The following is a 19,874-nucleotide window of genomic DNA, read 5'->3' as shown; positions in this document are numbered from 1 at the left end:
GGTCAGTTCAGCAGCAGGACTTTGGCCAATACGATCTTCGGCCCTTTCATCTTCTTGATGATGATGCGCAAGCCTTCCACTTCCAGCACTTCCTCCTCTTCCGGCACCCGTTTCAGGGTTTCGTAGATCAGCCCGGCCAGGGTCTCGGCTTCGATGTGGTCCAGGTCGATGCCCAGCAGGCGCTCCACCTTGAACAGCGGCGTGTCGCCACGCACCAGCAGCTTGCCCGGCTGATAGGCCAGGATGCCGCGCTCGGCCTTGCGGTGTTCGTCCTGGATATCGCCCACCAGCACTTCCAGCACGTCTTCCATGGTCAGGTAGCCGATGACCTTGCCGTCGGCTTCTTCCACCAGGGCAAAGTGCGCGCCGCCTTTGCGGAATTGCTCCAGCAACTGCGACAACGGCATATGCCGCGACACGCGCTCCAGCGGGCGGGTCAGCTCGGCGAGGTTGAACGATTCGGGGATGTGATCCAGGGCCGCCAGTTCCAACAGCAGGTCCTTGATGTGCAGCAGGCCCACGAACTCGTTACGCACCGCGTCATACACCGGGTAGCGGCTGAATTTGTGACGGCGGAACAGCGCGAGGATTTCCTTGAGCGGGGCGTTGAAGTCCAGGGTCACCAGGTCTTCCCGGGAGTTGGCCCAGTCCACCACTTCCAGCTCGCCCATTTCCACGGCCGAAGCCAGTACACGCATGCCTTGGTCGCTCGGGTCCTGGCCACGGCTGGAGTGCAGGATCAGCTTGAGCTCTTCGCGGCTGTAATGGTGCTCGTGGTGCGGGCCAGGCTCGCCTTGGCCGGCAATGCGCAGGATGGCGTTGGCACTGGCGTTGAGCAGGTAGATGGCCGGGTACATGGCCCAGTAGAACAGGTACAGCGGCACAGCGGTCCACAGCGACAGCAGTTCGGGCTTGCGAATAGCCCAAGACTTGGGCGCCAGTTCACCAACCACGATGTGCAGGTAGGAAATCACGAAGAACGCCGCGAAGAACGACACGCCCTTGATCACCTCGGGCGATTCGACGCCCACGGCACCCAGCAACGGCTCAAGGATGTGCGCAAAGGCCGGCTCACCGACCCAACCCAGACCCAGGGAGGCGAGGGTGATACCCAGCTGGCAGGCCGACAGGTAGGCGTCGAGCTGGCTGTGTACGGTGCGCAGGATCTGCCCGCGCCAGCCGTTGGTGTGGGCAATGGCCTCGACCCGGGTGGAGCGCAGTTTGACCATGGCAAATTCCGCCGCAACGAAGAAACCGTTGAGCAGTACCAGGATCAGTGCAAAAAGAATCATGCCGAAATCGGCGAAGAGTGTAGCGAGGGTAATACCAGGGGAAGGGTCCATGATGGGGTTTTGCAGGTTCCGTGTGTTCAATAAGGGGTGACAGGAGGGCCTGAAAGGCAGGCGCAAGTCGGCCAATGTAGCGGCTGATGGGGCGCTTGCCTAGTGCCCACTGCTGGGCGGAGACAGCAAAGTATCAGCAGCCCCCACATTGGGTCGTCGTCACTTCAGGTTATTCATCATTCCCGACCAGCCGTGTGCGCGTCACCTGAGCTGGCGGAAAATGGCAGGTGAACGTACTGCCATGGCCCAGCACACTGCTGATTTCCAAGCGCGCGCGGTGGCGCAGCAGTACATGCTTGACGATGGCCAGGCCCAGCCCGGTGCCGCCGGTGTTGGAGTTGCGGCTGGAGTCGACGCGGTAGAAACGCTCGGTCAGGCGCGGCAGGTGCTTGGCGTCGATGCCGATGCCGGAGTCCTGCACGCTCAAGTGCGCGCCGTGTTCGTCGGCCCACCAGCGGATGCGGATATTGCCCTTGTCCTGGGTGTACTTCACTGCGTTGAACACCAGGTTGGAGAACGCGCTGCGTAACTCGCCCTCGCTGCCCTTGAGCAACACCTGTGGGTCGGCTTCCAGGGTGATCTGCTGGCCGCGCTGGCCGGAGAGGGCCTGGGCGTCGTTCTTGATGGTCTGCAACAGGCTTTGCACGGTCACCGGATGGTTGTCCGACGGGTAGTCCGTGGCTTCCAGCTTGGCCAGCAACAACAGGTCATTGAGCAGGGTTTGCATGCGTGAGCCCTGTTGCTGCATCTGCTGCAGGGCACGGCTCCAGCGTGGGTTGATCTCTTCGACGTTGTCCAGCAGGGTTTCCAGGTAGCCGCAGATCACCGTCAATGGCGTGCGCAACTCATGGGAGACGTTGGCGACGAAGTCTTTGCGCATCTGTTCCAACTGATGGATGCGGGTGACATCGCGTACCAGCATCAGGTGTTCATTGTTGCCGTAGCGCGTCAGGTATAGCTGGATGCGTACGCGGTCGTTGGTGGGCGAGGGAATTTCCAGCGCTTCTTCGTAGTTCTCCTGTTCGAAGTACTCCTTGAAGCGTGGGTGACGCACCAGGTTGGTCACCGGCTGGCCGCTGTCCTGGGGCGTCTTGAGGCCCAGCAGGGTCTCGGCGGCGCGGTTCCACCATTCCAGGTTGCCATCGCTGTCGAGCATGATCACCGCGTCTTTCAGCGCGGCGGTGGACTCTTGCACCCGGTCGATCACCGCTTGCAGGCGCCCGCGCACCCGTTGGTCGCGGCGCTGCAAGTGGTAGATGCTGTCGAACACCTCGCCCCACAGGCCGTAGCCGTCAGGTGGCGCTTCATCGGGTTTGTGCTGGCGCAGCCATTCGTGCAGGCGTAGTAGCTGCTTGAGGGTCCAGCCCAGGTACAGGCCGATGCCGATGGCCAGGCTCCAGCCGTAGTAGCCGCTGATCAGGCCTACCAGCAGGCAGCCGGTGATCAGCAAAAGCATGTGGCGGATCAGGGTGCCATGCCAGTTTTGGTTCACTTGAACACGCGTCCTTTCAGCTGTTAAGTCAGGCTCTTAAATCAGGAGGCGGCTGGCTCAGCCCTTGGTGGAGAATCTGTAGCCAGTGCCGCGCACGGTTTGTACCAGATTCTCGTAGGCATCGCCCAAGGCTTTGCGCAGGCGACGGATATGCACGTCCACGGTGCGTTCTTCTACGTACACGTTGCCGCCCCAGACCTGGTCCAGCAACTGCCCACGGGTGTAGGCGCGTTCCTGGTGGGTCATGAAAAATTGCAGCAGGCGGTATTCGGTAGGGCCCATTTCGGCTGGCTTGCCGTCGATGGTCACGCGGTGGCTGATGGGGTCGAGCAGCAGGCCGCCGACTTCAATCGGCGCTTCGCCATCGGTAGGACCCGCGCGGCGCAAGACGGCTTTCAGGCGGGCCACCAATTCGCGTGGGGAAAACGGCTTGGTGATGTAGTCATCGGCGCCGACTTCCAGGCCCTGGATCTTGTTGTCTTCTTCGCCCTTGGCGGTAAGCATGATGATCGGGATATCCCCGGTCAGTTCGTCACGCTTGAGACGGCGGGCCAATTCGATACCGGAGGTGCCGGGCAGCATCCAGTCCAGCAGGATCAGGTCCGGTTTACGGTCGACGATAATGGCATGGGCCTGCTGGGAGTTTTCCGCCTCCAGGCAGTCATAGCCGGCCATTTCCAACGCGACGGCGATCATCTCGCGAATGGGCGCTTCGTCGTCAACGATCAGAATGCTCCTGCCAACCATGCCTAAATCCTCTTGTCATTTAACTGTCTTGCGCCGCATTAGATAACGGAATTATTGCAGTCGTGTGACAGTAATTTAGTCGCTTAGGCAATTCACGCCTCTGTGGACTACGCTTTGGGTCCGAATCCTTACAACCAAAAAAGGAAGGTTCCGATGACTCACTTCACTGTTTCCTGGAAAGCCCTGCTGGTCACGGCAGCGTTGACGCTGCCGGCCCTGGCGTTCGCGGCCGAGCCCGCCATGACGCAAGACGGGATCTTGGTGGATCACAAGGGCCTGACCCTCTACACCTTCGACAAGGACGCCGACGGCAAGTCTGTGTGCAAGGACCAATGCGCGACGAACTGGCCGCCGCTGAAGGCTGAGTCTACCGACAAACCTGCGGGCGACTGGACCGTCATTACCCGCGATGACCAGACCAGCCAATGGGCCTACAAAGGCAAGCCGGTGTACACCTACAAGGATGACAAGAAGGCCGGGGACAAGACGGGTGATGGCAAGGGTGGGGCGTGGCATGTGATCAAGCCTTGAACCTGATTCGCCGCTAAAAGCATCGCGGGCAAGCCCGCTCCCACATTCGAATGTATTCACAAATCAAAATGTGGGAGGGGGCTTGCCCCCGATGGCGGCAGCCCAGCCACCACAAAAACTCAGCGCAACGCGTAATCCAACACAATCCCCACAAAAATCGCCAACCCTGCCCAATGGTTATGCAGGAACGCCTTGAAGCACTTCATCCGATCCTTGTCCCGCGTATACCAGAACTCCCAGGCAAAACACCCCGCTGCCGCCAACAGCCCCAAGTGGAACCAGCCACCGAGTTCAAACCGCGACCCTGCCAGCAACAGGCACACCAGCGATAGCCCTTGCAGGGTCAGGATGATCACGCGGTCCGCATCGCCAAACAGAATGGCGGTGGACTTCACGCCGATCTTCAAGTCGTCGTCACGGTCGGTCATGGCGTAATAGGTGTCATACCCCACCGTCCACAACAGGTTGGCGATATACAGCAGCCACGCAGCGGCGGGCAGGCTGCCGGTCTCGGCGGTGAACGCCATCGGCATGCCCCAGGAAAACGCCGCGCCCAGCACCACCTGCGGGTAATAGGTGTAGCGCTTCATGAACGGGTAGCTCGCCGCCAGCGCCAAACCGCCCAGGGATAGCAGGATGGTGGTCGCGTTGGTCAGCAGCACCAGCAGGAAACTGATGCCCATCAGCACCGCAAAAAACACCAGCGCCTCTTTCGAGCTGATCTTGCCGCTCACCAATGGGCGTTGCTCCGTGCGCTTCACGTGGCCGTCGACCTTGCGGTCGGCCCAGTCATTGATCACGCAGCCGCCGGCACGGGTCAGCACCACGCCGAGCACGAAAATCAGGATGTTGATGAGTGAGGGCGAGCCCTTGCCAGCAATCCACAACGCCCACAGCGTCGGCCACAGCAGCAGGTAGATGCCGATGGGTTTGTCCATGCGCGTCAACTGAATGAAATCCCAGGCCCTGGGGTTCAGACGGTTCAAGGACTTGAGCAGACGTTGATACATCAGCAGTTCTCCGGGTGGTCGTGCAGCGCGTGCCAAAAGCTCGGCAGGAAGATCTCGGCGACCAGCACGCTCAGCGCTCCGCGATCAAAGCGCGAGCGACGGCCCCACAGCCCGTCGGCCTGGTCCGCCGTGGGCAACCACTGTCGCGGGTAATGGCACACTTCGATTGCCTGGCGGGTGAACGCCTGGTCACAGAACAGCAACTCCCCCAAGGAGCGGCTGCCCAGTTCATCCATGTGCAAGCCATCACCCTGCAACGCACTGCGGGACGCCACGCTGCGGGCGAACACCCACGGCTGGCCATGCCCGCGCAAATACACCTCGCGTACCCAGCCGACAGTGGCTGGTGCCAGGTTCAGGGCGGCGCATTCGTCGTCTCGCAGCGGCTGCCAACCTTCAAACAGCGGCGTCACGCTGAAACCGTCGTTGGACAGCCAGGTCAGCCGCCGCGTCAACGAGTCTTCATTGAACAGCCAATTGAGGGTCAGAGGCGCGGGCGCGGGGGCCAGAAGGCTCTGGGTCAGCCATTGGCAAGCAGCGGGAAGGGCGGTTGAGTGCGGCACAGTGAGTCAATATTGGCAGCAAAAGAGGCGGCGAGCTTACCATGTCGCCCCGGGCTTTTGCCGGGGCGACCCCGCCGTTTGCGTCGATCGTGCTTGCATCTGCACGCCCCGATCAGTACAAAACGCCCTGAGCCGTACGGCAACGCTGGATCTATCGACTGTCGGCCAAGATGCCTGGACTCCCTGAGGAAGCAAGTAATGAAGAAGTGGCAATGTGTAGTCTGCGGCCTGATCTATGACGAAAAAGACGGCTGGCCGGATGACGGAATCGCTCCAGGCACCCTGTGGCAAGACGTTCCCGAAGACTGGCTGTGCCCGGACTGCGGCGTGGGCAAGATGGATTTCGAAATGATCGAAATCGGCTGATCTGAATTTTTAAGAAACGTACTACAAGGAGAAAGGAATGAACGCACCTGTCGTGATCATCGGCACAGGACTGGCCGGTTACAACGTAGCCCGGGAGTTTCGCAAGCTCGACAGCGAGACCCCATTGCTGCTGATCACCGCGGATGACGGGCGCTCCTACTCCAAGCCCATGCTCTCCACCGGCTTTGGCAAAAACAAGGAAGCCGATGGCCTGAGCATGGCTGAACCCGGTGCCATGGCCGAGCAACTCAAGGCTGAGGTGCGTACCCACACCCGCGTCAGCGGCATCGACCCTGGCCACAAGCGCCTGTGGATTGGCGAGGAGGCCGTGGCATACCGCGACCTGATCCTGGCGTGGGGCGCGGAGACCGTGCGCGTACCGGTGGAAGGTGATGCGGCTGAGCTGATTTTCCCGATTAACGACCTCGAAGACTACGCGCGCTTTCGCGCCGCCGCAGCGGGTAAGCGACGCGTGCTGTTGCTCGGCGCGGGCCTGATCGGCTGCGAATTTGCCAACGACCTGATCCTTGGCGGCTATGAAATCGACCTGGTGGCGCCGTGCGAGCAAGTCATGCCGACCCTGCTGCATCCGGCGGCTGCTGCTGCGGTCCAGGCTGGGCTGGAAGGCCTCGGCGCGCGCTTCCACTTGGGCCCAGTGCTCAATCGCCTGCAACGCACCGCCGATGGCTTGGAAGCGCATTTGTCGGACGGTGAAGTGATCCACTGCGACCTGGTGGTCTCGGCCATCGGTCTGCGCCCACGTGTTGACCTGGCCGCCGCCGCTGGCCTGCAGACCAACCGTGGCGTCACCGTGGACCGCCACCTCAAGACGTCCCACGCCAATATCTACGCCCTGGGCGACTGCGCCGAGGTCGACGGCCTGAACCTGTTGTACGTGATGCCGCTGATGAGCTGCGCCCGCGCTCTGGCCCAGACCTTGGCCGGCAACGCCACGGCTGTCAGCTACGGCCCGATGCCGGTCACCGTGAAAACCCCGATTTGCCCACTGGTCGTCTCGCCACCCCCACGCGGTACCGAAGGCGTGTGGAGCGTCGACGGTCAAGGCGCCGACATCAAGGCCCTGTGCCGCGACGCCAGCGGTCGCCTGCTGGGCTACGCGCTGACCGGCACTGCAGTGATGGAAAAACTGGCCCTCAACAAAGAACTTCCGCCGCTGCTGGCGTAAATACCGGTCGTTCTGTCGGAATAAGCACGTTTTTGCCTCCAGAAAGGTCGCCGCGAGACTGGCGCAGCGCCTGAGGGCATGCCATCCTCACTCCCGTCTGCCGCAGAGTAGAGCCTGCGGCGCCTTGGGCGCTGCTCCGTAAGAGAGCAGCACGGACATAACAACAAAAAACCGTCAAAGAGGCTTCACTCATGCGTAAACCAGAACTCGCAGCCGCCATCGCTGAAAAAGCGGATCTCACCAAAGAACAGGCAAACCGCGTCCTTAACGCCGTTCTCGAAGAAATCACCGGCGCCCTGCACCGCAAGGACAGCGTCACCCTGGTTGGCTTCGGCACCTTCCTGCAGCGCCACCGTGGCGCCCGCACCGGCAAAAACCCGCAAACCGGCGAGCCGGTGAAAATCAAGGCAAGCAACACCGTTGCATTCAAACCGGGCAAATCGTTGAAAGATACTGTTAACGAGTAACCGGTAGTACCGTCTCGAAAGGGGGCGGGGCGGTAGAAAAGATGGGCACGCCAACTGGGTTGGGTGCCCATTTTTTGTGGAGCTGAGAACGACTCGGCCTAGGGCATTGGGCGGCTATTGGGGGGCGCACGGTTTAAGTAACATGCCGCTATAAGCGTCAAACGCCAGTCGATCTTCCGCCAATGCGCAAGATCGGTGGCGTTCTTTTAGCAAATCGTTACACTGCTGCGGCCACTCAATAATTACACCGAGGCCGTGTGCATGAAATTTCGTCTTCTCCTCTGGGTGCTGGGCCTGATGATGGGCAAAGCCAGCCGCACCAATCCTGCCTTCCAGCAACAGCTGGGTGACAAAGACCTGGCGTTCCAGTTGCAGACCCTCGACGGCAAGGTCGCTCGTCACTTCATCGTCAAAGACCAACGCATCACCAGCCGTTCGGGTGTTCACCCGTCGCCTGCCTTTGCGATCGCGTTCAAGGACGCCGCCTACGGCTTCGCCACGATGCAGGCGAAAAACAAGCAACTGGCGTTCATGACGGGGATTCAGGACAAGTCGATCCAGATCAAGGGCAACCCGGCGCTGGTGATCTGGTTCCAGGGGCTGACCAAGTATTTGAAGCCGAAGAAAAAGAAGTAGGCTTTCAGGCAGACAGGGGTGGATTCATCTCAGGCGAGCCAGCTCCCACTTCGACCGAGTTCCAGCGTTGGAATGCGGTCAACTGTGGGAGCTGGCTTGCCTGCGTTAGCGGTCTAACAGGCTATACAATCAGTTCTGGCTGAACTGCGAGGCCAGCTCGCGCAACAACACCTCGGCATCCAGCACCTTACCCACCACTTCCTCAGCCTTTTCACGGCTCAGCCCCAGGCGCTCAAGCAGGGCGTCCGGGATGGCTTCGTCCGGCCCGGAGCCAATGCCACGGCTGCGCAGCAGGCGCACGGCCAGGCACACCAGGTTCGGGTACTCAGCGTATTGGCCGTCGTAGGTCGGGTCATGCTGGAAGCGCAGGGCTGTGGATAACTCATCCGGCATGTCCCAGTAGCGCATCAGCCACGCACCGATCTGCTCGCGGCTGATGCCCAGCAGGTGTTGTTCCACGTAGCTGTGGCACAGGTGCGGGTTGACCTCCAGGTGGCGGCAGATCAGCGAGAAATGCGGCGGGAATACGTGGGCCAGTAGCAAGTAGCCGAAGTTGTGCAGCAGGCCGGCCAGGTAAGTGAGGCCGGCTTCTGGGCGCTGGGCGCGCGGCATCGCACGGGTGAGGCCTTCGATTACTGCGGCGGTGTAGATCGACTGGTGCCAGTATGGCGTGGCCTGGTGCGGGTGGTCCTTGGGCAGGCTCAAGGTTTTGCCCAAGGCCAGGCCGAGGGCAAGGTTGATCACCAGGTCGAAGCCCAGTACGCGCACGATGGCGTCTTCCACTGAACGAATCTTGCCCGGCGAGGCGTAGTACGGCGATGCAGCCCAGCTCACTACCTGGGCAGCGAGGGCCGGGTCGGTTTCCACTACACCGGTAATGTCGTCGATGGTGGCGTTGGGGTCGACCCGCAGCTTGATGATCTTCTGCGCGGTATCGGCCAGCGGTGGGATCTCGATGGTCGCTTCCAGGCGCTGCTGGATGCGGCGGGCGGTGAATGCCTGCATCGCTTGGGTGATTTCCTCGCGGTCATCGTTGGGACGGTCGAGGTTGGGGCGGATGTTGCTCAGTGGCTCGCCAAAGTGGCCGGCGCTGGCCTTGGTGAGCATGGTCTTGAAATCGGCGCTGGAAATTTCCAGCAGCAACCCGGCTTCGCCAGAGTGCACCAACAGGCTCGGCTCGTTGAGCAGGCTGCCTTCGTACAGGCAGGGCGAACTGGTAAGGGCTGGCAAGCCTGGCAGCAGGCTCAGGTCGTGCTTGCCGAGCATGCGCTCGACGCGGTCCGGCGATACAGCTGTGAGGCGGCGCCCAGTGAGTTCGGCGAGGCGGTTAAGGTCGAGCAGTTGGTTCTGCGGGAACAACACCATCAGTGCGCCCACCGCATCTTCCAGCAACACAGCCTGCACCTTTCGTGCGGGATTCAGGCCAGGTTGTTCGGCGACTTCCGTGTAGCTGATGGCGAGTTTTGCGAGCAGAGCCCGAATAACCGGCGGGGCGGTCAGTGGGGCTGTAGCGAGGGCAACTTCTGACATGGCCTGATCCAATTTCCTACAATCACCGAAGTATAACCAGCTTGATACATATGTTGGTCGACTAAGTGAGTCAGGCGTCACACTTGGCCGTATTGCTGCCCGTGCCTTAGCCAGCGATCCAGCAAGGGGCTGACATGCTCCGGCCAGCGCTCCAGCAGCGCTTGGGCGGCATCGCGTACAGCGGGCAGAAGGTCGGCGTCACGCATGAGGTCGGCGACCTTGAATTGCAGCAAGCCGGTCTGGCGGGTACCGAGCATTTCTCCGGGGCCGCGCAGTTCCAGGTCCTTTTCGGCAATGACAAAACCGTCGTTGGTCTCGCGCATGATGCCCAGGCGTTGACGGCCAATCTGCGACAACGGCGGATGATACAGCAGCACGCAATGGCTGGCGGCACTGCCCCGGCCGACGCGGCCGCGCAACTGGTGCAGTTGGGCCAGGCCCAGGCGCTCGGGGTTTTCGATGATCATCAGGCTGGCGTTGGGCACGTCCACGCCGACTTCGATCACGGTGGTGGCCACCAGCAACTGCAGGTTGCCAGCCTTGAACTCGGCCATCACCGCGGCTTTTTCCGCAGGCTTCATGCGCCCGTGGATCAGGCCGACCTTGAGCTCGCCCAGGGCGCTGGTGAGGTCCTCATAGGTCGTCTCGGCGGCCTGGCAGGTCAGTTCTTCAGACTCTTCGATCAGCGTGCATACCCAGTAGGCCTGGCGTCCTTCAGCACAGGCGCCGCGCACCCGCTCGATCACTTCGACACGCCGGGTGTCGGTCACCAGCACCGTATTGACCGGGGTACGGCCAGGGGGCAGTTCGTCGAGGATCGAGGTGTCGAGGTCGGCGTAGGCGCTCATGGCCAGAGTGCGTGGGATCGGCGTGGCGGTCATGATCAGCTGGTGCGGGTTCATGCGCCCACCCACGCCTTTCTGGCGCAGGGCCAGGCGTTGTTGCACGCCGAAACGGTGTTGTTCGTCGATGATCACCAGGGCCAGGTTCTTGAACCTGACTTCGTCCTGGAACAATGCATGGGTGCCCACCACCATCGGGGCGCCGCCGGCGATCTGTTCCAGCGCGGCAACGCGGTTCTTGCCCTTGAGCTTGCCGGCCAGCCACGCCACTTCCAGGCCCAGCGGTTCGAGCCAGCGCTTGAACGTGATGAAGTGCTGTTCGGCGAGGATTTCGGTGGGGGCCATCAGGGCTACTTGGTAGCCCGCCTCCAGCGCCTGCAAGGCGGCGAGGGCGGCAACCACGGTCTTGCCGGCGCCTACGTCACCTTGGATCAGGCGCAGCATCGGTTCTTGCTGGCTGAGATCGTAGGCAATTTCATTGCCCACGCGCTGTTGGGCGCCAGTAGGCGCAAAGCCGAGGTTGGCCAGGTACTGCGCCGGTAACCGCGTGGCCTTGGGCATCGCGGGCGCGCGCAGCGAGCGCATGCTTTCGCGCAGGCGTTGCTGGGACAGTTGGTGGGTCAGCAGCTCTTCGAAGGCCAGGCGGTGCTGGGCCCAGTGATGACCCAGGGCCAATTCGTCCACGTCGGCATCGGCCGGTGGGTGATGCAGGTAGCGGATTGCGTCGTCCAGCGGCGCGAGCTGGTAGTCGCGAGCCAACTCCAGCGGCAGCCAGTCGGGCAGGCTTTTCGGGCCGAGCATCGTCAGGGTTTGTGTGCACAGTTGGCGCAGGCGCTGTTGGGTCAGGCCTTCGGTGAGCGGGTAGATCGGTGTCAGGGTGGTGTCTACCGGTGGCGGTTCGTCGCCGGTGATGGCACGGTATTCCGGGTGGTAGATCTCCAGGCCCGACGCGCCTGGGCGTGCTTCGCCGTAGCAACGTACGCGGGTGCCGCGCTTGAGGCCTTCCTTCTGCGCATTGCTGAAATGGTAGAAGCGCAGGCTCAGGCCGCCGGTGCCATCTTGCAGGCGCACCACCAGGCTGCGGCGCTTGCCCATTACCACATCGGCGCCGCTGACGGTGCCTTCGACCACCGCGTCCTGCCCGGGGCGCAACTGGCCGATGGGCACCACGCGGGTGCGGTCCTGATAGCGCAGGGGCAGGTGGAACAACACGTCCTGAAGATTCTCCAGGCCGACCTTGGCCAATTTCTCGGCCATGGCTTCACCGACACCCTTGAGTGCCGTCACCGACACCTGTGACAGCTCAGTCATACGTCTACTTAGCTCGCAGCGGGCGGCTTGGCCACCGAACACAGGCGGATCGAGTCGGCGAGGATCTCAATGGCTTTCGGCCGTGGGAAACTGGCGCGCCAGGCGATGGCCACGGTACGGAACGGCACCGGCGGCGTCAGCGGACGCACTTCGATCACGCCAGGGGCGTAGTGATGGCTGTCGACTGCCGACAGCGGCAGGATCGAAATGCCCAGACCGGACGCGACCATGTGGCGGATGGTTTCCAGGGAGCTGGATTCCACGGTGGTGTGCTTGGCGCCGTCGTTGCCCTTGGTCAGGGTCGGGCAGGCTTCGAGTACCTGGTCGCGGAAGCAATGGCCTTCACCCAGCAGCAGCAGGCTCTTGTCGTTGAGCAAACCGGCGTCGATGGTGTCTTTTTGCGTCCACGGGTGGGTGGCGGGCATCAGCACGTAGAACGGCTCGTCGTAGAGCGGCAGGGTGAGTACGTCCGCTTCGTTGAACGGCAGGGCGATGATGATCGCGTCCAGCTCGCCGTTGCGCAGTTTGTCGCGCAGTACGTGGGTGAAGTTTTCTTCGATATACAGCGGCATCTGTGGTGCGACGCGATGCAGTTGTGGGATCAGGTGCGGGAACAGGTAAGGGCCGACGGTGTAGATGGCGCCGACTTTCAGCGGAGCCGTCAGCTGATTCTTGCCGGCCTGGGCCAGCTCGCGAATGCTTTGCGCTTGTTCCAAGACCTTCTGGGCCTGGGCAACGATGCCTTCACCCACGGGGGTGAGGCGCACGGCGCTTTTGCTGCGCTCGAAAATCAGCACACCGAGTTCGTCTTCAAGCTTCTTCACGCCCACCGACAGCGTCGGTTGGCTGACGTGGCAACGCTCGGCCGCATGGCCGAAGTGCTGCTCTTGGGCGAGGGTAACGATGTAGCGTAATTCTGTAAGAGTCATAGCGGGCGTCCATGAGGTTGCGAGCCAAGCATACCGGCTGCAATCGATAGACGCACGTTATCAGAACTTTGTTGGGGATTGAGCGGGGAATGCTGGGGGATTTTGCTGATGCAAGAAGACCAATGTGGGAGCGGGCTTGCCCGCGATGCAGGCACCTCGGTCTATCAGTTGCACCGAGGTGATGCTATCGCAGGCAAGCCAGCTCCCACACAAGCTGGCTCCTGCAATCCTTAGCGGCGACGCTTCTCGATGTTGTACACAAACGGTGCAACGATCTCGATGCTGCCACCCTTGAGCATGTCGGCCGGCGGCTTGGGCAGCGGCTGGGCACGACGGATCATGTCCAGGGTGGCGCGGTCCAGGTCGGCGTTGCCGGAGCGGCCCACCAACTCGTAGGACAGCACGTTGCCGTCAGCATCTACCACGAACCGCAGGCGGTTCAGGCCTTCCTTGCCACGGGCCTGGGCACCTGGCGGGTACTTCTTGTACTTCTGCAAGTGCGCCAGCAGGGTGCCTTCCCAGGAGGCCTTGGCGGCGACCTGTTGCGGCGAGGGGCCGGGTACGGGCTGGGCCGATTTTTCAGCGGGCACGTTGGTCGGCGGAGCGTCGCTCGGCGGGTCCTCGGAAGGTTTCTCCTTGGGCGGCTCGATCTTCTTCTCTACCGGCTTGGGCGGCTGTGGTTTCGGCTTGGGCTTGACCGGCTTGGGCACCTGGATCGTCGGTTTGGGCGCCTCTGCCAGCTTCGGCAGGGGCAGCTCTTCGACCGGCGTCGGCGGTTGCGGCGGCGTGATCACCTTGGGCGGTGCCGGCGGCGGTGGCGCTGGCATCGGCGCCAGGTCGATGACCATGGCAGCCGGCGGCAACTGCACCGTGTGCGGCGCTGACCAATGAAGCGCGATAGCAATCGCGACGGCATGCACGCCCAGCACGACGGCGAGGCTGGTGCCATAACGCGTCAGTTTGTGGCGCGTCGTGATCATTTCTTGGCTGCCGTCTCAAGTCCGACCAGGCCTACCTTGAGGTAGCCGGCTGCCCGCAGGGCATCCATCACGCTCATCAGGTCGCCGTAGTCCACGCCCTTGTCGGCCTGGAAGAAGATCGTCGTGTCTTTCTTGCCTTGGGTCTTGGCGTCCAGCACCTGGCCCAGGGTCTCGGATTTGACTTCTTCTTCGCCCAGGAACAGACGTTGGTCCGCCTTGACGCTGAGGAACACCGGTTTCTCTGGCCGCGGCGCCGGCTTGGCGGTGGAGGCGGGCAGGTCGACCTTGATGTCCACGGTTGCCAGCGGAGCGGCCACCATGAAGATGATCAGCAGCACCAGCATCACGTCGATAAACGGCGTGACGTTGATTTCGTGGTTCTCGACGAGTTCGTCGTCGCCTTGATTCAAATGCAGGCCCATGGCCGATTACCCCACTTTCACCATGTGCGGTTGCGAGCTGCGCTCGGTAGGCAGGTGATCGAGGTCGCGGCTGACCAGCAGCAGGACTTCTGCCGACGCGTCCGATACCTGGGCTTTGTAGCCGGCGATCGAACGGGCGAAGACGTTGTAGATCACCACTGCAGGAATGGCCGCAACCAGGCCCAGGGCCGTTGCCAGCAGGGCTTCGGCGATGCCTGGGGCAACGACGGCGAGGTTGGTGGTCTGGGTTTTGGCGATGCCGATGAAGCTGTTCATGATGCCCCACACGGTACCGAACAGGCCGACGAACGGCGCGGTGGAACCGATGGTTGCCAGCACGCCGGTGCCGCTGCTCATGTTACGACCGCAGGCCGCAACCAGGCGCTCCAGGCGGAAAGCCACACGCTCCTTGATGCCTTCTTTTTCGCGGGTGTTAGCCGACAGGCGCATTTCTTCCAGCGCATCGTGCACCAGGGTATTGGCCAGGGTGCCCTTCTTGGTCGCGGTTTCGCTCGCTTCCTTGAGGGTGGTGGCCTTTTTCAGGTGGACGATTTCAGTGCGCAGGCGGCGCTTGGCGCCCAGCAGCTCAAAGCCTTTGGCGATCCAGATGGTCCAGGTGATGATCGAGGCGATGGCCAGGCCGATCATCACGGCTTTTACCACCACGTCAGCGTTCTGGTACATGCCCCATGGCGACAGGTCATGGGCCATGCCCAGGGTGTTGTCTTCTTCCAGGACTACGCCGGTCTCGTCAGCGGAGGCCGGGTCGGCAGCCAAGGCTGGGTCGGTAGCGGCTGGAGCAGCGGCCGGGGCTGCAGTGCTGTGCTCGGCAGCAGCCGGGGTAGCCGGGGCGGTGGCGTCAGCGAAAGCGGCGGTCGGCGCCAGCAGCACGCTGAACAGCACTACGGCAATCGCGCGCCAGGCGCGGAATGTGGTTGGCGAAGCGGGGTTTGTATTACGTGTCATGCTGGCCGGACCTGAGAGGAAAAAATGAGTGATCGTCCTTCCAGACCTGGGAGGCCGAGGACAAATGGGCGGTTATTATTGCAAGTAATTCTTGTTAACAGAAGTAATACAGTTACTTTATTTGCCCTTTTTCTGGCCGCCTGTCATCTGCGACGGCTAATCTAGACCTTTAAGTACGGAGTTTTGTGATGTCTGCGCCTTCTGTTGTGATTGCCGGATGTGGCGATGTGGGTAGTCGGCTGGCTAGCCAATTGCTCGCCTCGGAATGGGAGGTCCACGGCCTGCGGCGTGATATTTCGCGCCTTCCCGAAGGGGTCATCGGCATTGCTGGCGACCTGTTCAACAAGGATTGCCCTGACACTTGGCCGATAGGTGGGGTGGATTACCTGGTGTATTGCGCGGCGGCAACTGATCACGACGAGGCCGGGTATCGCGCGGCTTACGTACAAGGGCTGAAACACGTGCTGGAGTGGTTGGGCGATTACGGTCAGGAGCCCAAGCATCTGATATTTGTGTCCAGCAGCAGTGTCTATGGGCAACAGAATGGAGAGTGGGTCGACGAAACGTCGCAGACCCAGGCGAAGGGCTATTCCGGGCAGGTAATGCTGGAGGCTGAGCAAGTGGCGCTCAATAGCGGCATCCCGGCCAGCATCGTGCGTCTCACCGGCATTTATGGACCTGGCCGCGAGTGGCTGCTGACCCAGGTTCGCCAAGGCTACCGCGTGGCGATTGACCCACCGTTATATGGCAATCGCATTCATGCGGATGACGCTGCGGGGTTGCTGGCGTTTCTGCTGCGGCATGTGGAAAAGGGCGCTTCGTTGGACAAGATTTACATCGGCGTCGACGATGCGCCCGCGCCGTTGGCCGAGGTGGTAGGTTGGTTGCGTGAGTATCTGGGCGTGACCGAGTGGGCTGAGGATGCCAGTGTACGGCGGGCTGGGAGCAAGCAATGCAGTAATGCGCGGGCTAAAGCGCTGGGTTGGGTGCCGACCTATCCGACCTTCCGCGAAGGGTACGCTGCAATTCTAAAGGGCTGAAACGCGGTTAAAAAATGCCGGAGGTGGCTTGCTGTAGTGAGGGGGCTTGTCCCCCGACGGGTTCACTGTAGATCCAATGGGGCTGCTTCGCAGCCCAGCGCGAGGCAAGCCCGCTCACTACAGCAAGCCCGCTCCTACATTTGGATCTCTGTTTGGGTGGTTATTGCTTTTCAAGCAACCATTGGCGAGGGCCAGGGGTGAACTGAGGCACCTCATCCGTCTGCGCTGTGTTGACCGCTTGGAAAATCTCCAGCTGCTTGCCCTTGCGCACAAAGATCCACGGGTTGCCCTGGCCATTCAGTTGCAGCCAGATACTGTCATAGCCGCCGCTCATGGACGCGCAATCACCTGCCAGGCACAGCGAGTACTGGTCAACATTGGGCAGGCCGGCAACTTTGCCGTTGGCCTGGAACTGCACAATGGCGCCGCTGCCGAAGCCGTCGGTGATCTTCCAGTCGCCGCCCATGTAGGCCGCATACAGTGCACGCTCGAAGTTGGCACCCAGCGGCGCGCCTTCCGGCGCTGGCTCTTTAGGGCGTGCAAACAGCTGCTCGGGCTCGTTGTCGTTGGCCACTTGCAGCAGTTGTTTGCCCTTGCGCTTGAGTTCGGTGGCGGAGCTGCCGTAGAAGTCCACGCTCCAGGCGCCGGATTTTTCACCCAGCAACTTGCCTTCCGCTACTTCAAAACCGTTGTAGTAGCGCGCCTGCGATGCCTTGGGGTTGACCTCCCATTCGAGGTTTGGGCCAAAGCTTTGCAGGGCTTCACGCAAAGGGCCGCCTTTGGCAGCCGCATCGATGGCGACCTGGTTGATCCAGGTGCCGCTCACGTCCAGGTCGGCGGGGTTGCTGGCGCAGCCGCCGAGCAGCAGGGTGAGCAATGATGAGGCTACAAGCGCTTTGCGCATTACGAAATCCTTCTGAAACAGAGTCGGCGCAGCCTGGGGAAAGCTGCGCCGGGTGTTTTACTCGATGACCAGAATCGCGTCCATCTCAACCTGTGCGCCCTTTGGCAGGGCAGCAACGCCGATGGCGGCGCGGGCTGGGTATGGCTGTTCGAAGTACTTGCCCATGATCTCGTTGACCTTGGCGAAGTGGCTCAGGTCGGTGAGGAAGATGTTCAGTTTGACGATGTCCTTGAACGAACCGCCGGCAGCTTCAGCCACAGACTTGAGGTTCTCGAAGACCTGTACGGTCTGGGCTTCGAAGCCTTCCACCAGTTCCATGGTCTTTGGGTCCAGCGGGATCTGGCCGGACATGTAGACGGTGTTGCCCGCCTTGATGGCCTGGGAGTAGGTGCCGATGGCGGCCGGGGCCTTGTCGCTGGTGATAACAGTCTTGGTCATGAATGACTCCTTGTAATGGATCGGCTATGCACGCATGCGGGTGATGCGGATCACACCGGTCAAGGCGCGCAGTTTCTTGATCACGCGGGCCAGGTGCACACGGTCGTGCACGCTGACCACCAGTTGGACGACGCTGATTCGACCATCGCGTTCGTCCATGCTGATTTTCTCGATATTGCCGTCGGCCGCGTTCACGCTGCTGGCCAGCAGGGCGATCAGGCCGCGCTGGTGTTCCAGCTCCACACGCAGCTCGACGTTGAATTCGCCGGTGACATCCTTGGCCCACGAGAGCTGGATGCATTTTTCCGGGTTGTGGCGGATTTCGGTGATGTTGCGGCAGTTGTCCAAGTGCACCACCATGCCTTTGCCTGCGGACAGGTGGCCAACAATCGGGTCGCCTGGAATCGGCGTGCAGCACTTGGCGTAGCTGAGTACCAGGCCTTCGGTGCCGCGAATCGCCAGCGGGCCTTCGGGGCTTGGCAGCTGTTCGCCTTCGCCCAGCAGGCGGCGGGCGACCACGTAGGCCATGCGGTTGCCCAGGCCGATATCTTCCAGCAGGTCTTCGATGGTTTCCTGGCGGTACTCGTGGAGCATCGCTTGCACGCGCTCCTGCGGGATCTTGTCCAGGGCGCTGTCGAAACCGTTGAGCACTTTGTTCAGCAGGCGTTCGCCCAGGCTGATGGACTCGGAACGGCGCTGCAGTTTCAGGGCGTGACGGATGTGCGTACGCGCCTTGCCGGTGACTACGAAGTTAAGCCAAGCCGGGTTCGGACGTGCGCCCGGTGCACTGACGATCTCCACCGTGGAGCCGCTTTGCAGCGGCTCGGACAGCGGCGCGAGACGGCGATTGATCCGGCAGGCGATGCAGCTGTTGCCCACGTCGGTGTGCACCGCGTAGGCAAAGTCGACCGCCGTGGAGCCTTTGGGCAGCTCCATGATCCGGCCTTTGGGCGTGAACACGTAGACCTCGTCCGGGAACAGGTCGATCTTCACGCTCTCGATAAATTCGAGGGAGTTGCCGGCACGTTGCTGCATTTCCAGCACGCCCTTGACCCACTGGCGTGCGCGGGCGTGGGTGCCCTTGGGCTGCTCGTCGCCGCTGGACTTGTACAGCCAATGGGCGGCGATGCCGTTGTTGGCCATCTCTTCCATTTCGCGGGTGCGGATCTGGATCTCGATCGGCACCCCGTGCATACCAAATAGCGTGGTATGCAGCGACTGATAGCCGTTGGCCTTGGGAATGGCGATGTAATCTTTGAAGCGGCCCGGAAGAGGTTTGTACAAATTATGCACAGCGCCCAGCACGCGGTAGCAGGTGTCGACCTTGTCGACGATGATCCGGAACGCGTACACGTCCATGATCTCGTTGAAGGCCCGGCGCTTGCCGCGCATCTTCTTGTAGATGCCGTAGATATGCTTCTGTCGGCCGCTGACTTCACCTTCGATCTCATCGATCGCCAGGCAATGGCTCAGGGACTCTTCGATCTTGTTGACGATTTCCTTGCGGTTGCCCCGGGCGCGCTTGACCGCTTGATAGATGCGCGCCGAACGCATCGGGTGCATGGCCTTGAAACCGAGGTCTTCAAATTCGATGCGAATGGCGTGCATGCCCAGCCGGTTGGCGATGGGCGCGTAGATTTCCAGGGTTTCCTTGGCGATGCGCCGGCGCTTTTCGCCGGACAGCACTTCCAGCGTGCGCATGTTGTGCAGCCGGTCAGCCAGCTTGACCAGGATCACGCGAATATCGCGGGCCATGGCCATGGCCATCTTCTGGAAGTTTTCCGCCTGGGCTTCGGCCTTGGTCTCGAAGTTCATCTGGGTCAGTTTGCTGACCCCGTCGACCAATTCGGCCACGGTTTCGCCAAATTGCGCACTGAGCGCTTCCTTGGCGATTCCGGTGTCTTCGATCACGTCATGCAGCATCGCGGCCATCAGGCTCTGATGGTCCATGTGCATGTCGGCAAGAATATTGGCCACCGCAAGAGGATGGGTGACGTACGCCTCGCCACTGCGGCGGCGTTGGCCGTCGTGGGCTTGTTCGGCGTAGAAATACGCTCGGCGGACCAGGTTGACCTGGTCTGGGCCGAGGTAGGCCGATAAGCGATCGGCGAGGGCGTCTATGCTCGGCATAGGATTGACTCCTGCCGCATGCGTTGACCCCGCGCCGTGCT

20 protein-coding genes are annotated in these 19,874 nt (G+C 61.7%); 6 read left to right on the top strand and 14 right to left on the bottom strand.

The window, feature by feature from the left end; translation table 11 throughout:
- Positions 1-2 precede the first annotated feature (2 nt).
- The 3 genes from CFE47_RS20170 to phoB form a co-directional block, all read right to left on the bottom strand.
- Positions 3-1,343, bottom strand: coding sequence for a hemolysin family protein (locus CFE47_RS20170; protein ID WP_185710004.1), 1,341 nt, complete (start codon positions 1,341-1,343; stop codon positions 3-5).
- Between the two features lie 169 nt (positions 1,344-1,512).
- Entirely contained in the window at positions 1,513-2,799 is a 1,287-nt protein-coding gene (gene phoR / locus CFE47_RS20165) for a phosphate regulon sensor histidine kinase PhoR (protein ID WP_198913737.1), read from the bottom strand.
- A gap of 93 nt (positions 2,800-2,892) precedes the next feature.
- Positions 2,893-3,582 (bottom strand): phosphate regulon transcriptional regulator PhoB, encoded by a 690-nt coding sequence (phoB, locus tag CFE47_RS20160; protein WP_003176964.1) that lies wholly within the window; start codon positions 3,580-3,582, stop codon positions 2,893-2,895.
- Between the two features lie 153 nt (positions 3,583-3,735).
- Here phoB and CFE47_RS20155 point away from each other — a divergent pair, with 153 nt between their 5' ends.
- Positions 3,736-4,113, top strand: coding sequence for a COG4315 family predicted lipoprotein (locus CFE47_RS20155; RefSeq protein WP_286839781.1), 378 nt, complete (start codon positions 3,736-3,738; stop codon positions 4,111-4,113).
- A 119-nt stretch (positions 4,114-4,232) separates the two neighbouring features.
- Here CFE47_RS20155 and ubiA read toward each other — a convergent pair whose 3' ends face one another.
- Both ubiA and CFE47_RS20145 read right to left on the bottom strand, forming a co-directional pair.
- Entirely contained in the window at positions 4,233-5,123 is an 891-nt protein-coding gene (gene ubiA / locus CFE47_RS20150) for a 4-hydroxybenzoate octaprenyltransferase (RefSeq protein WP_185710001.1), read from the bottom strand.
- Positions 5,123-5,686 (bottom strand): chorismate--pyruvate lyase family protein, encoded by a 564-nt coding sequence (locus CFE47_RS20145; RefSeq protein ID WP_286839779.1) that lies wholly within the window; start codon positions 5,684-5,686, stop codon positions 5,123-5,125. The genes ubiA and CFE47_RS20145 overlap by 1 nt, the downstream gene beginning before the upstream one ends.
- A gap of 198 nt (positions 5,687-5,884) precedes the next feature.
- Between CFE47_RS20145 and CFE47_RS20140 the strand changes: the two genes are divergently transcribed.
- The 4 genes from CFE47_RS20140 (at position 5,885) to CFE47_RS20125 (ending at position 8,341) form a co-directional block, all read left to right on the top strand.
- Positions 5,885-6,052 (top strand): rubredoxin, encoded by a 168-nt coding sequence (locus tag CFE47_RS20140; protein ID WP_003213373.1) that lies wholly within the window; start codon positions 5,885-5,887, stop codon positions 6,050-6,052.
- Between the two features lie 37 nt (positions 6,053-6,089).
- A complete protein-coding gene (locus CFE47_RS20135) occupies positions 6,090-7,238 on the top strand; it encodes an NAD(P)/FAD-dependent oxidoreductase (RefSeq protein ID WP_286839776.1) in 1,149 nt (382 codons plus the stop codon).
- A gap of 191 nt (positions 7,239-7,429) precedes the next feature.
- Positions 7,430-7,705, top strand: a complete 276-nt coding sequence (locus CFE47_RS20130; protein WP_095014020.1) for an HU family DNA-binding protein — start codon at positions 7,430-7,432, stop codon at positions 7,703-7,705.
- Between the two features lie 261 nt (positions 7,706-7,966).
- Positions 7,967-8,341 carry a hypothetical protein gene (locus tag CFE47_RS20125; protein ID WP_010207528.1) on the top strand — a complete coding sequence of 125 codons (375 nt, stop codon included), beginning with the start codon at positions 7,967-7,969 and terminating at the stop codon, positions 8,339-8,341.
- A gap of 129 nt (positions 8,342-8,470) precedes the next feature.
- On the opposite strand, the gene CFE47_RS20120 is transcribed toward CFE47_RS20125, so the two are convergent.
- The 6 genes from CFE47_RS20120 to exbB all read right to left on the bottom strand — a co-directional run bounded on the left by CFE47_RS20120 (position 8,471) and on the right by exbB (position 15,321).
- Positions 8,471-9,871, bottom strand: coding sequence for an aminoacyl-tRNA deacylase and HDOD domain-containing protein (locus CFE47_RS20120; protein ID WP_286839770.1), 1,401 nt, complete (start codon positions 9,869-9,871; stop codon positions 8,471-8,473).
- Between the two features lie 77 nt (positions 9,872-9,948).
- Complete coding sequence (gene recG, locus CFE47_RS20115; protein ID WP_185709997.1) at positions 9,949-12,024, bottom strand: ATP-dependent DNA helicase RecG; 2,076 nt, start codon at positions 12,022-12,024, stop codon at positions 9,949-9,951.
- 8 nt (positions 12,025-12,032) lie between these two features.
- Positions 12,033-12,953: a hydrogen peroxide-inducible genes activator gene (locus CFE47_RS20110; protein ID WP_286839768.1), complete on the bottom strand. Its 921-nt coding sequence runs from the start codon at positions 12,951-12,953 to the stop codon at positions 12,033-12,035.
- Positions 12,954-13,183: 230 nt separating this feature from the next.
- On the bottom strand, positions 13,184-13,933 hold the full coding sequence (locus tag CFE47_RS20105; protein WP_286839766.1) for a TonB family protein: 750 nt from the start codon (positions 13,931-13,933) through the stop codon (positions 13,184-13,186).
- On the bottom strand, positions 13,930-14,355 hold the full coding sequence (gene exbD, locus CFE47_RS20100; protein WP_135289310.1) for a TonB system transport protein ExbD: 426 nt from the start codon (positions 14,353-14,355) through the stop codon (positions 13,930-13,932). The genes CFE47_RS20105 and exbD overlap by 4 nt, the downstream gene beginning before the upstream one ends.
- Positions 14,356-14,361: 6 nt before the next feature.
- Complete coding sequence (gene exbB / locus CFE47_RS20095) at positions 14,362-15,321, bottom strand: tonB-system energizer ExbB (protein ID WP_286839764.1); 960 nt, start codon at positions 15,319-15,321, stop codon at positions 14,362-14,364.
- A gap of 188 nt (positions 15,322-15,509) precedes the next feature.
- Between exbB and CFE47_RS20090 the strand changes: the two genes are divergently transcribed.
- Positions 15,510-16,361: an SDR family oxidoreductase gene (locus CFE47_RS20090; protein ID WP_286839761.1), complete on the top strand. Its 852-nt coding sequence runs from the start codon at positions 15,510-15,512 to the stop codon at positions 16,359-16,361.
- A 160-nt stretch (positions 16,362-16,521) separates the two neighbouring features.
- On the opposite strand, the gene CFE47_RS20085 is transcribed toward CFE47_RS20090, so the two are convergent.
- From CFE47_RS20085 to spoT, 3 genes are read right to left on the bottom strand one after another with little or no spacing between them, the layout of a single operon-like run.
- Positions 16,522-17,265 carry a hypothetical protein gene (locus tag CFE47_RS20085; protein ID WP_185709993.1) on the bottom strand — a complete coding sequence of 248 codons (744 nt, stop codon included), beginning with the start codon at positions 17,263-17,265 and terminating at the stop codon, positions 16,522-16,524.
- A gap of 57 nt (positions 17,266-17,322) precedes the next feature.
- A complete protein-coding gene (ridA, locus tag CFE47_RS20080) occupies positions 17,323-17,703 on the bottom strand; it encodes a deaminase RidA (protein ID WP_003176922.1) in 381 nt (126 codons plus the stop codon).
- Between the two features lie 24 nt (positions 17,704-17,727).
- Positions 17,728-19,833, bottom strand: coding sequence for a bifunctional GTP diphosphokinase/guanosine-3',5'-bis pyrophosphate 3'-pyrophosphohydrolase (gene spoT, locus CFE47_RS20075; protein ID WP_058424246.1), 2,106 nt, complete (start codon positions 19,831-19,833; stop codon positions 17,728-17,730).
- Positions 19,834-19,874 lie beyond the last annotated feature (41 nt).

The organism is Pseudomonas sp. PGPPP1 (assembly GCF_002255865.1).
Classification (GTDB): domain Bacteria; phylum Pseudomonadota; class Gammaproteobacteria; order Pseudomonadales; family Pseudomonadaceae; genus Aquipseudomonas; species Aquipseudomonas cremoris.
The sequence above is the reverse complement of the archived record's forward strand: the minus strand, read 5'-3'. Positions and strand labels throughout refer to the sequence as shown.

Excerpts from the sequence above, each read along its gene's own strand:
- spoT (WP_058424246.1), bottom strand. The coding sequence starts at position 19,833 with ATGCCGAGCATAGACGCCCTCGCCGATCGCTTATCGGCCTACCTCGGC.
- CFE47_RS20090 (WP_286839761.1), top strand. The coding sequence starts at position 15,510 with ATGTCTGCGCCTTCTGTTGTGATTGCCGGATGTGGCGATGTGGGTAGT.
- CFE47_RS20140 (WP_003213373.1), top strand. The coding sequence starts at position 5,885 with ATGAAGAAGTGGCAATGTGTAGTCTGCGGCCTGATCTATGACGAAAAA.
- recG (WP_185709997.1), bottom strand. The coding sequence starts at position 12,024 with ATGACTGAGCTGTCACAGGTGTCGGTGACGGCACTCAAGGGTGTCGGT.
- CFE47_RS20110 (WP_286839768.1), bottom strand. The coding sequence starts at position 12,953 with ATGACTCTTACAGAATTACGCTACATCGTTACCCTCGCCCAAGAGCAG.
- CFE47_RS20135 (WP_286839776.1), top strand. The coding sequence starts at position 6,090 with ATGAACGCACCTGTCGTGATCATCGGCACAGGACTGGCCGGTTACAAC.
- CFE47_RS20130 (WP_095014020.1), top strand. The coding sequence starts at position 7,430 with ATGCGTAAACCAGAACTCGCAGCCGCCATCGCTGAAAAAGCGGATCTC.
- CFE47_RS20120 (WP_286839770.1), bottom strand. The coding sequence starts at position 9,871 with ATGTCAGAAGTTGCCCTCGCTACAGCCCCACTGACCGCCCCGCCGGTT.
- CFE47_RS20125 (WP_010207528.1), top strand. The coding sequence starts at position 7,967 with ATGAAATTTCGTCTTCTCCTCTGGGTGCTGGGCCTGATGATGGGCAAA.
- phoB (WP_003176964.1), bottom strand. The coding sequence starts at position 3,582 with ATGGTTGGCAGGAGCATTCTGATCGTTGACGACGAAGCGCCCATTCGC.
- CFE47_RS20155 (WP_286839781.1), top strand. The coding sequence starts at position 3,736 with ATGACTCACTTCACTGTTTCCTGGAAAGCCCTGCTGGTCACGGCAGCG.
- phoR (WP_198913737.1), bottom strand. The coding sequence starts at position 2,799 with ATGCTTTTGCTGATCACCGGCTGCCTGCTGGTAGGCCTGATCAGCGGC.
- ridA (WP_003176922.1), bottom strand. The coding sequence starts at position 17,703 with ATGACCAAGACTGTTATCACCAGCGACAAGGCCCCGGCCGCCATCGGC.
- exbB (WP_286839764.1), bottom strand. The coding sequence starts at position 15,321 with ATGACACGTAATACAAACCCCGCTTCGCCAACCACATTCCGCGCCTGG.
- CFE47_RS20105 (WP_286839766.1), bottom strand. The coding sequence starts at position 13,933 with ATGATCACGACGCGCCACAAACTGACGCGTTATGGCACCAGCCTCGCC.
- ubiA (WP_185710001.1), bottom strand. The coding sequence starts at position 5,123 with ATGTATCAACGTCTGCTCAAGTCCTTGAACCGTCTGAACCCCAGGGCC.
- exbD (WP_135289310.1), bottom strand. The coding sequence starts at position 14,355 with ATGGGCCTGCATTTGAATCAAGGCGACGACGAACTCGTCGAGAACCAC.
- CFE47_RS20170 (WP_185710004.1), bottom strand. The coding sequence starts at position 1,343 with ATGGACCCTTCCCCTGGTATTACCCTCGCTACACTCTTCGCCGATTTC.
- CFE47_RS20085 (WP_185709993.1), bottom strand. The coding sequence starts at position 17,265 with ATGCGCAAAGCGCTTGTAGCCTCATCATTGCTCACCCTGCTGCTCGGC.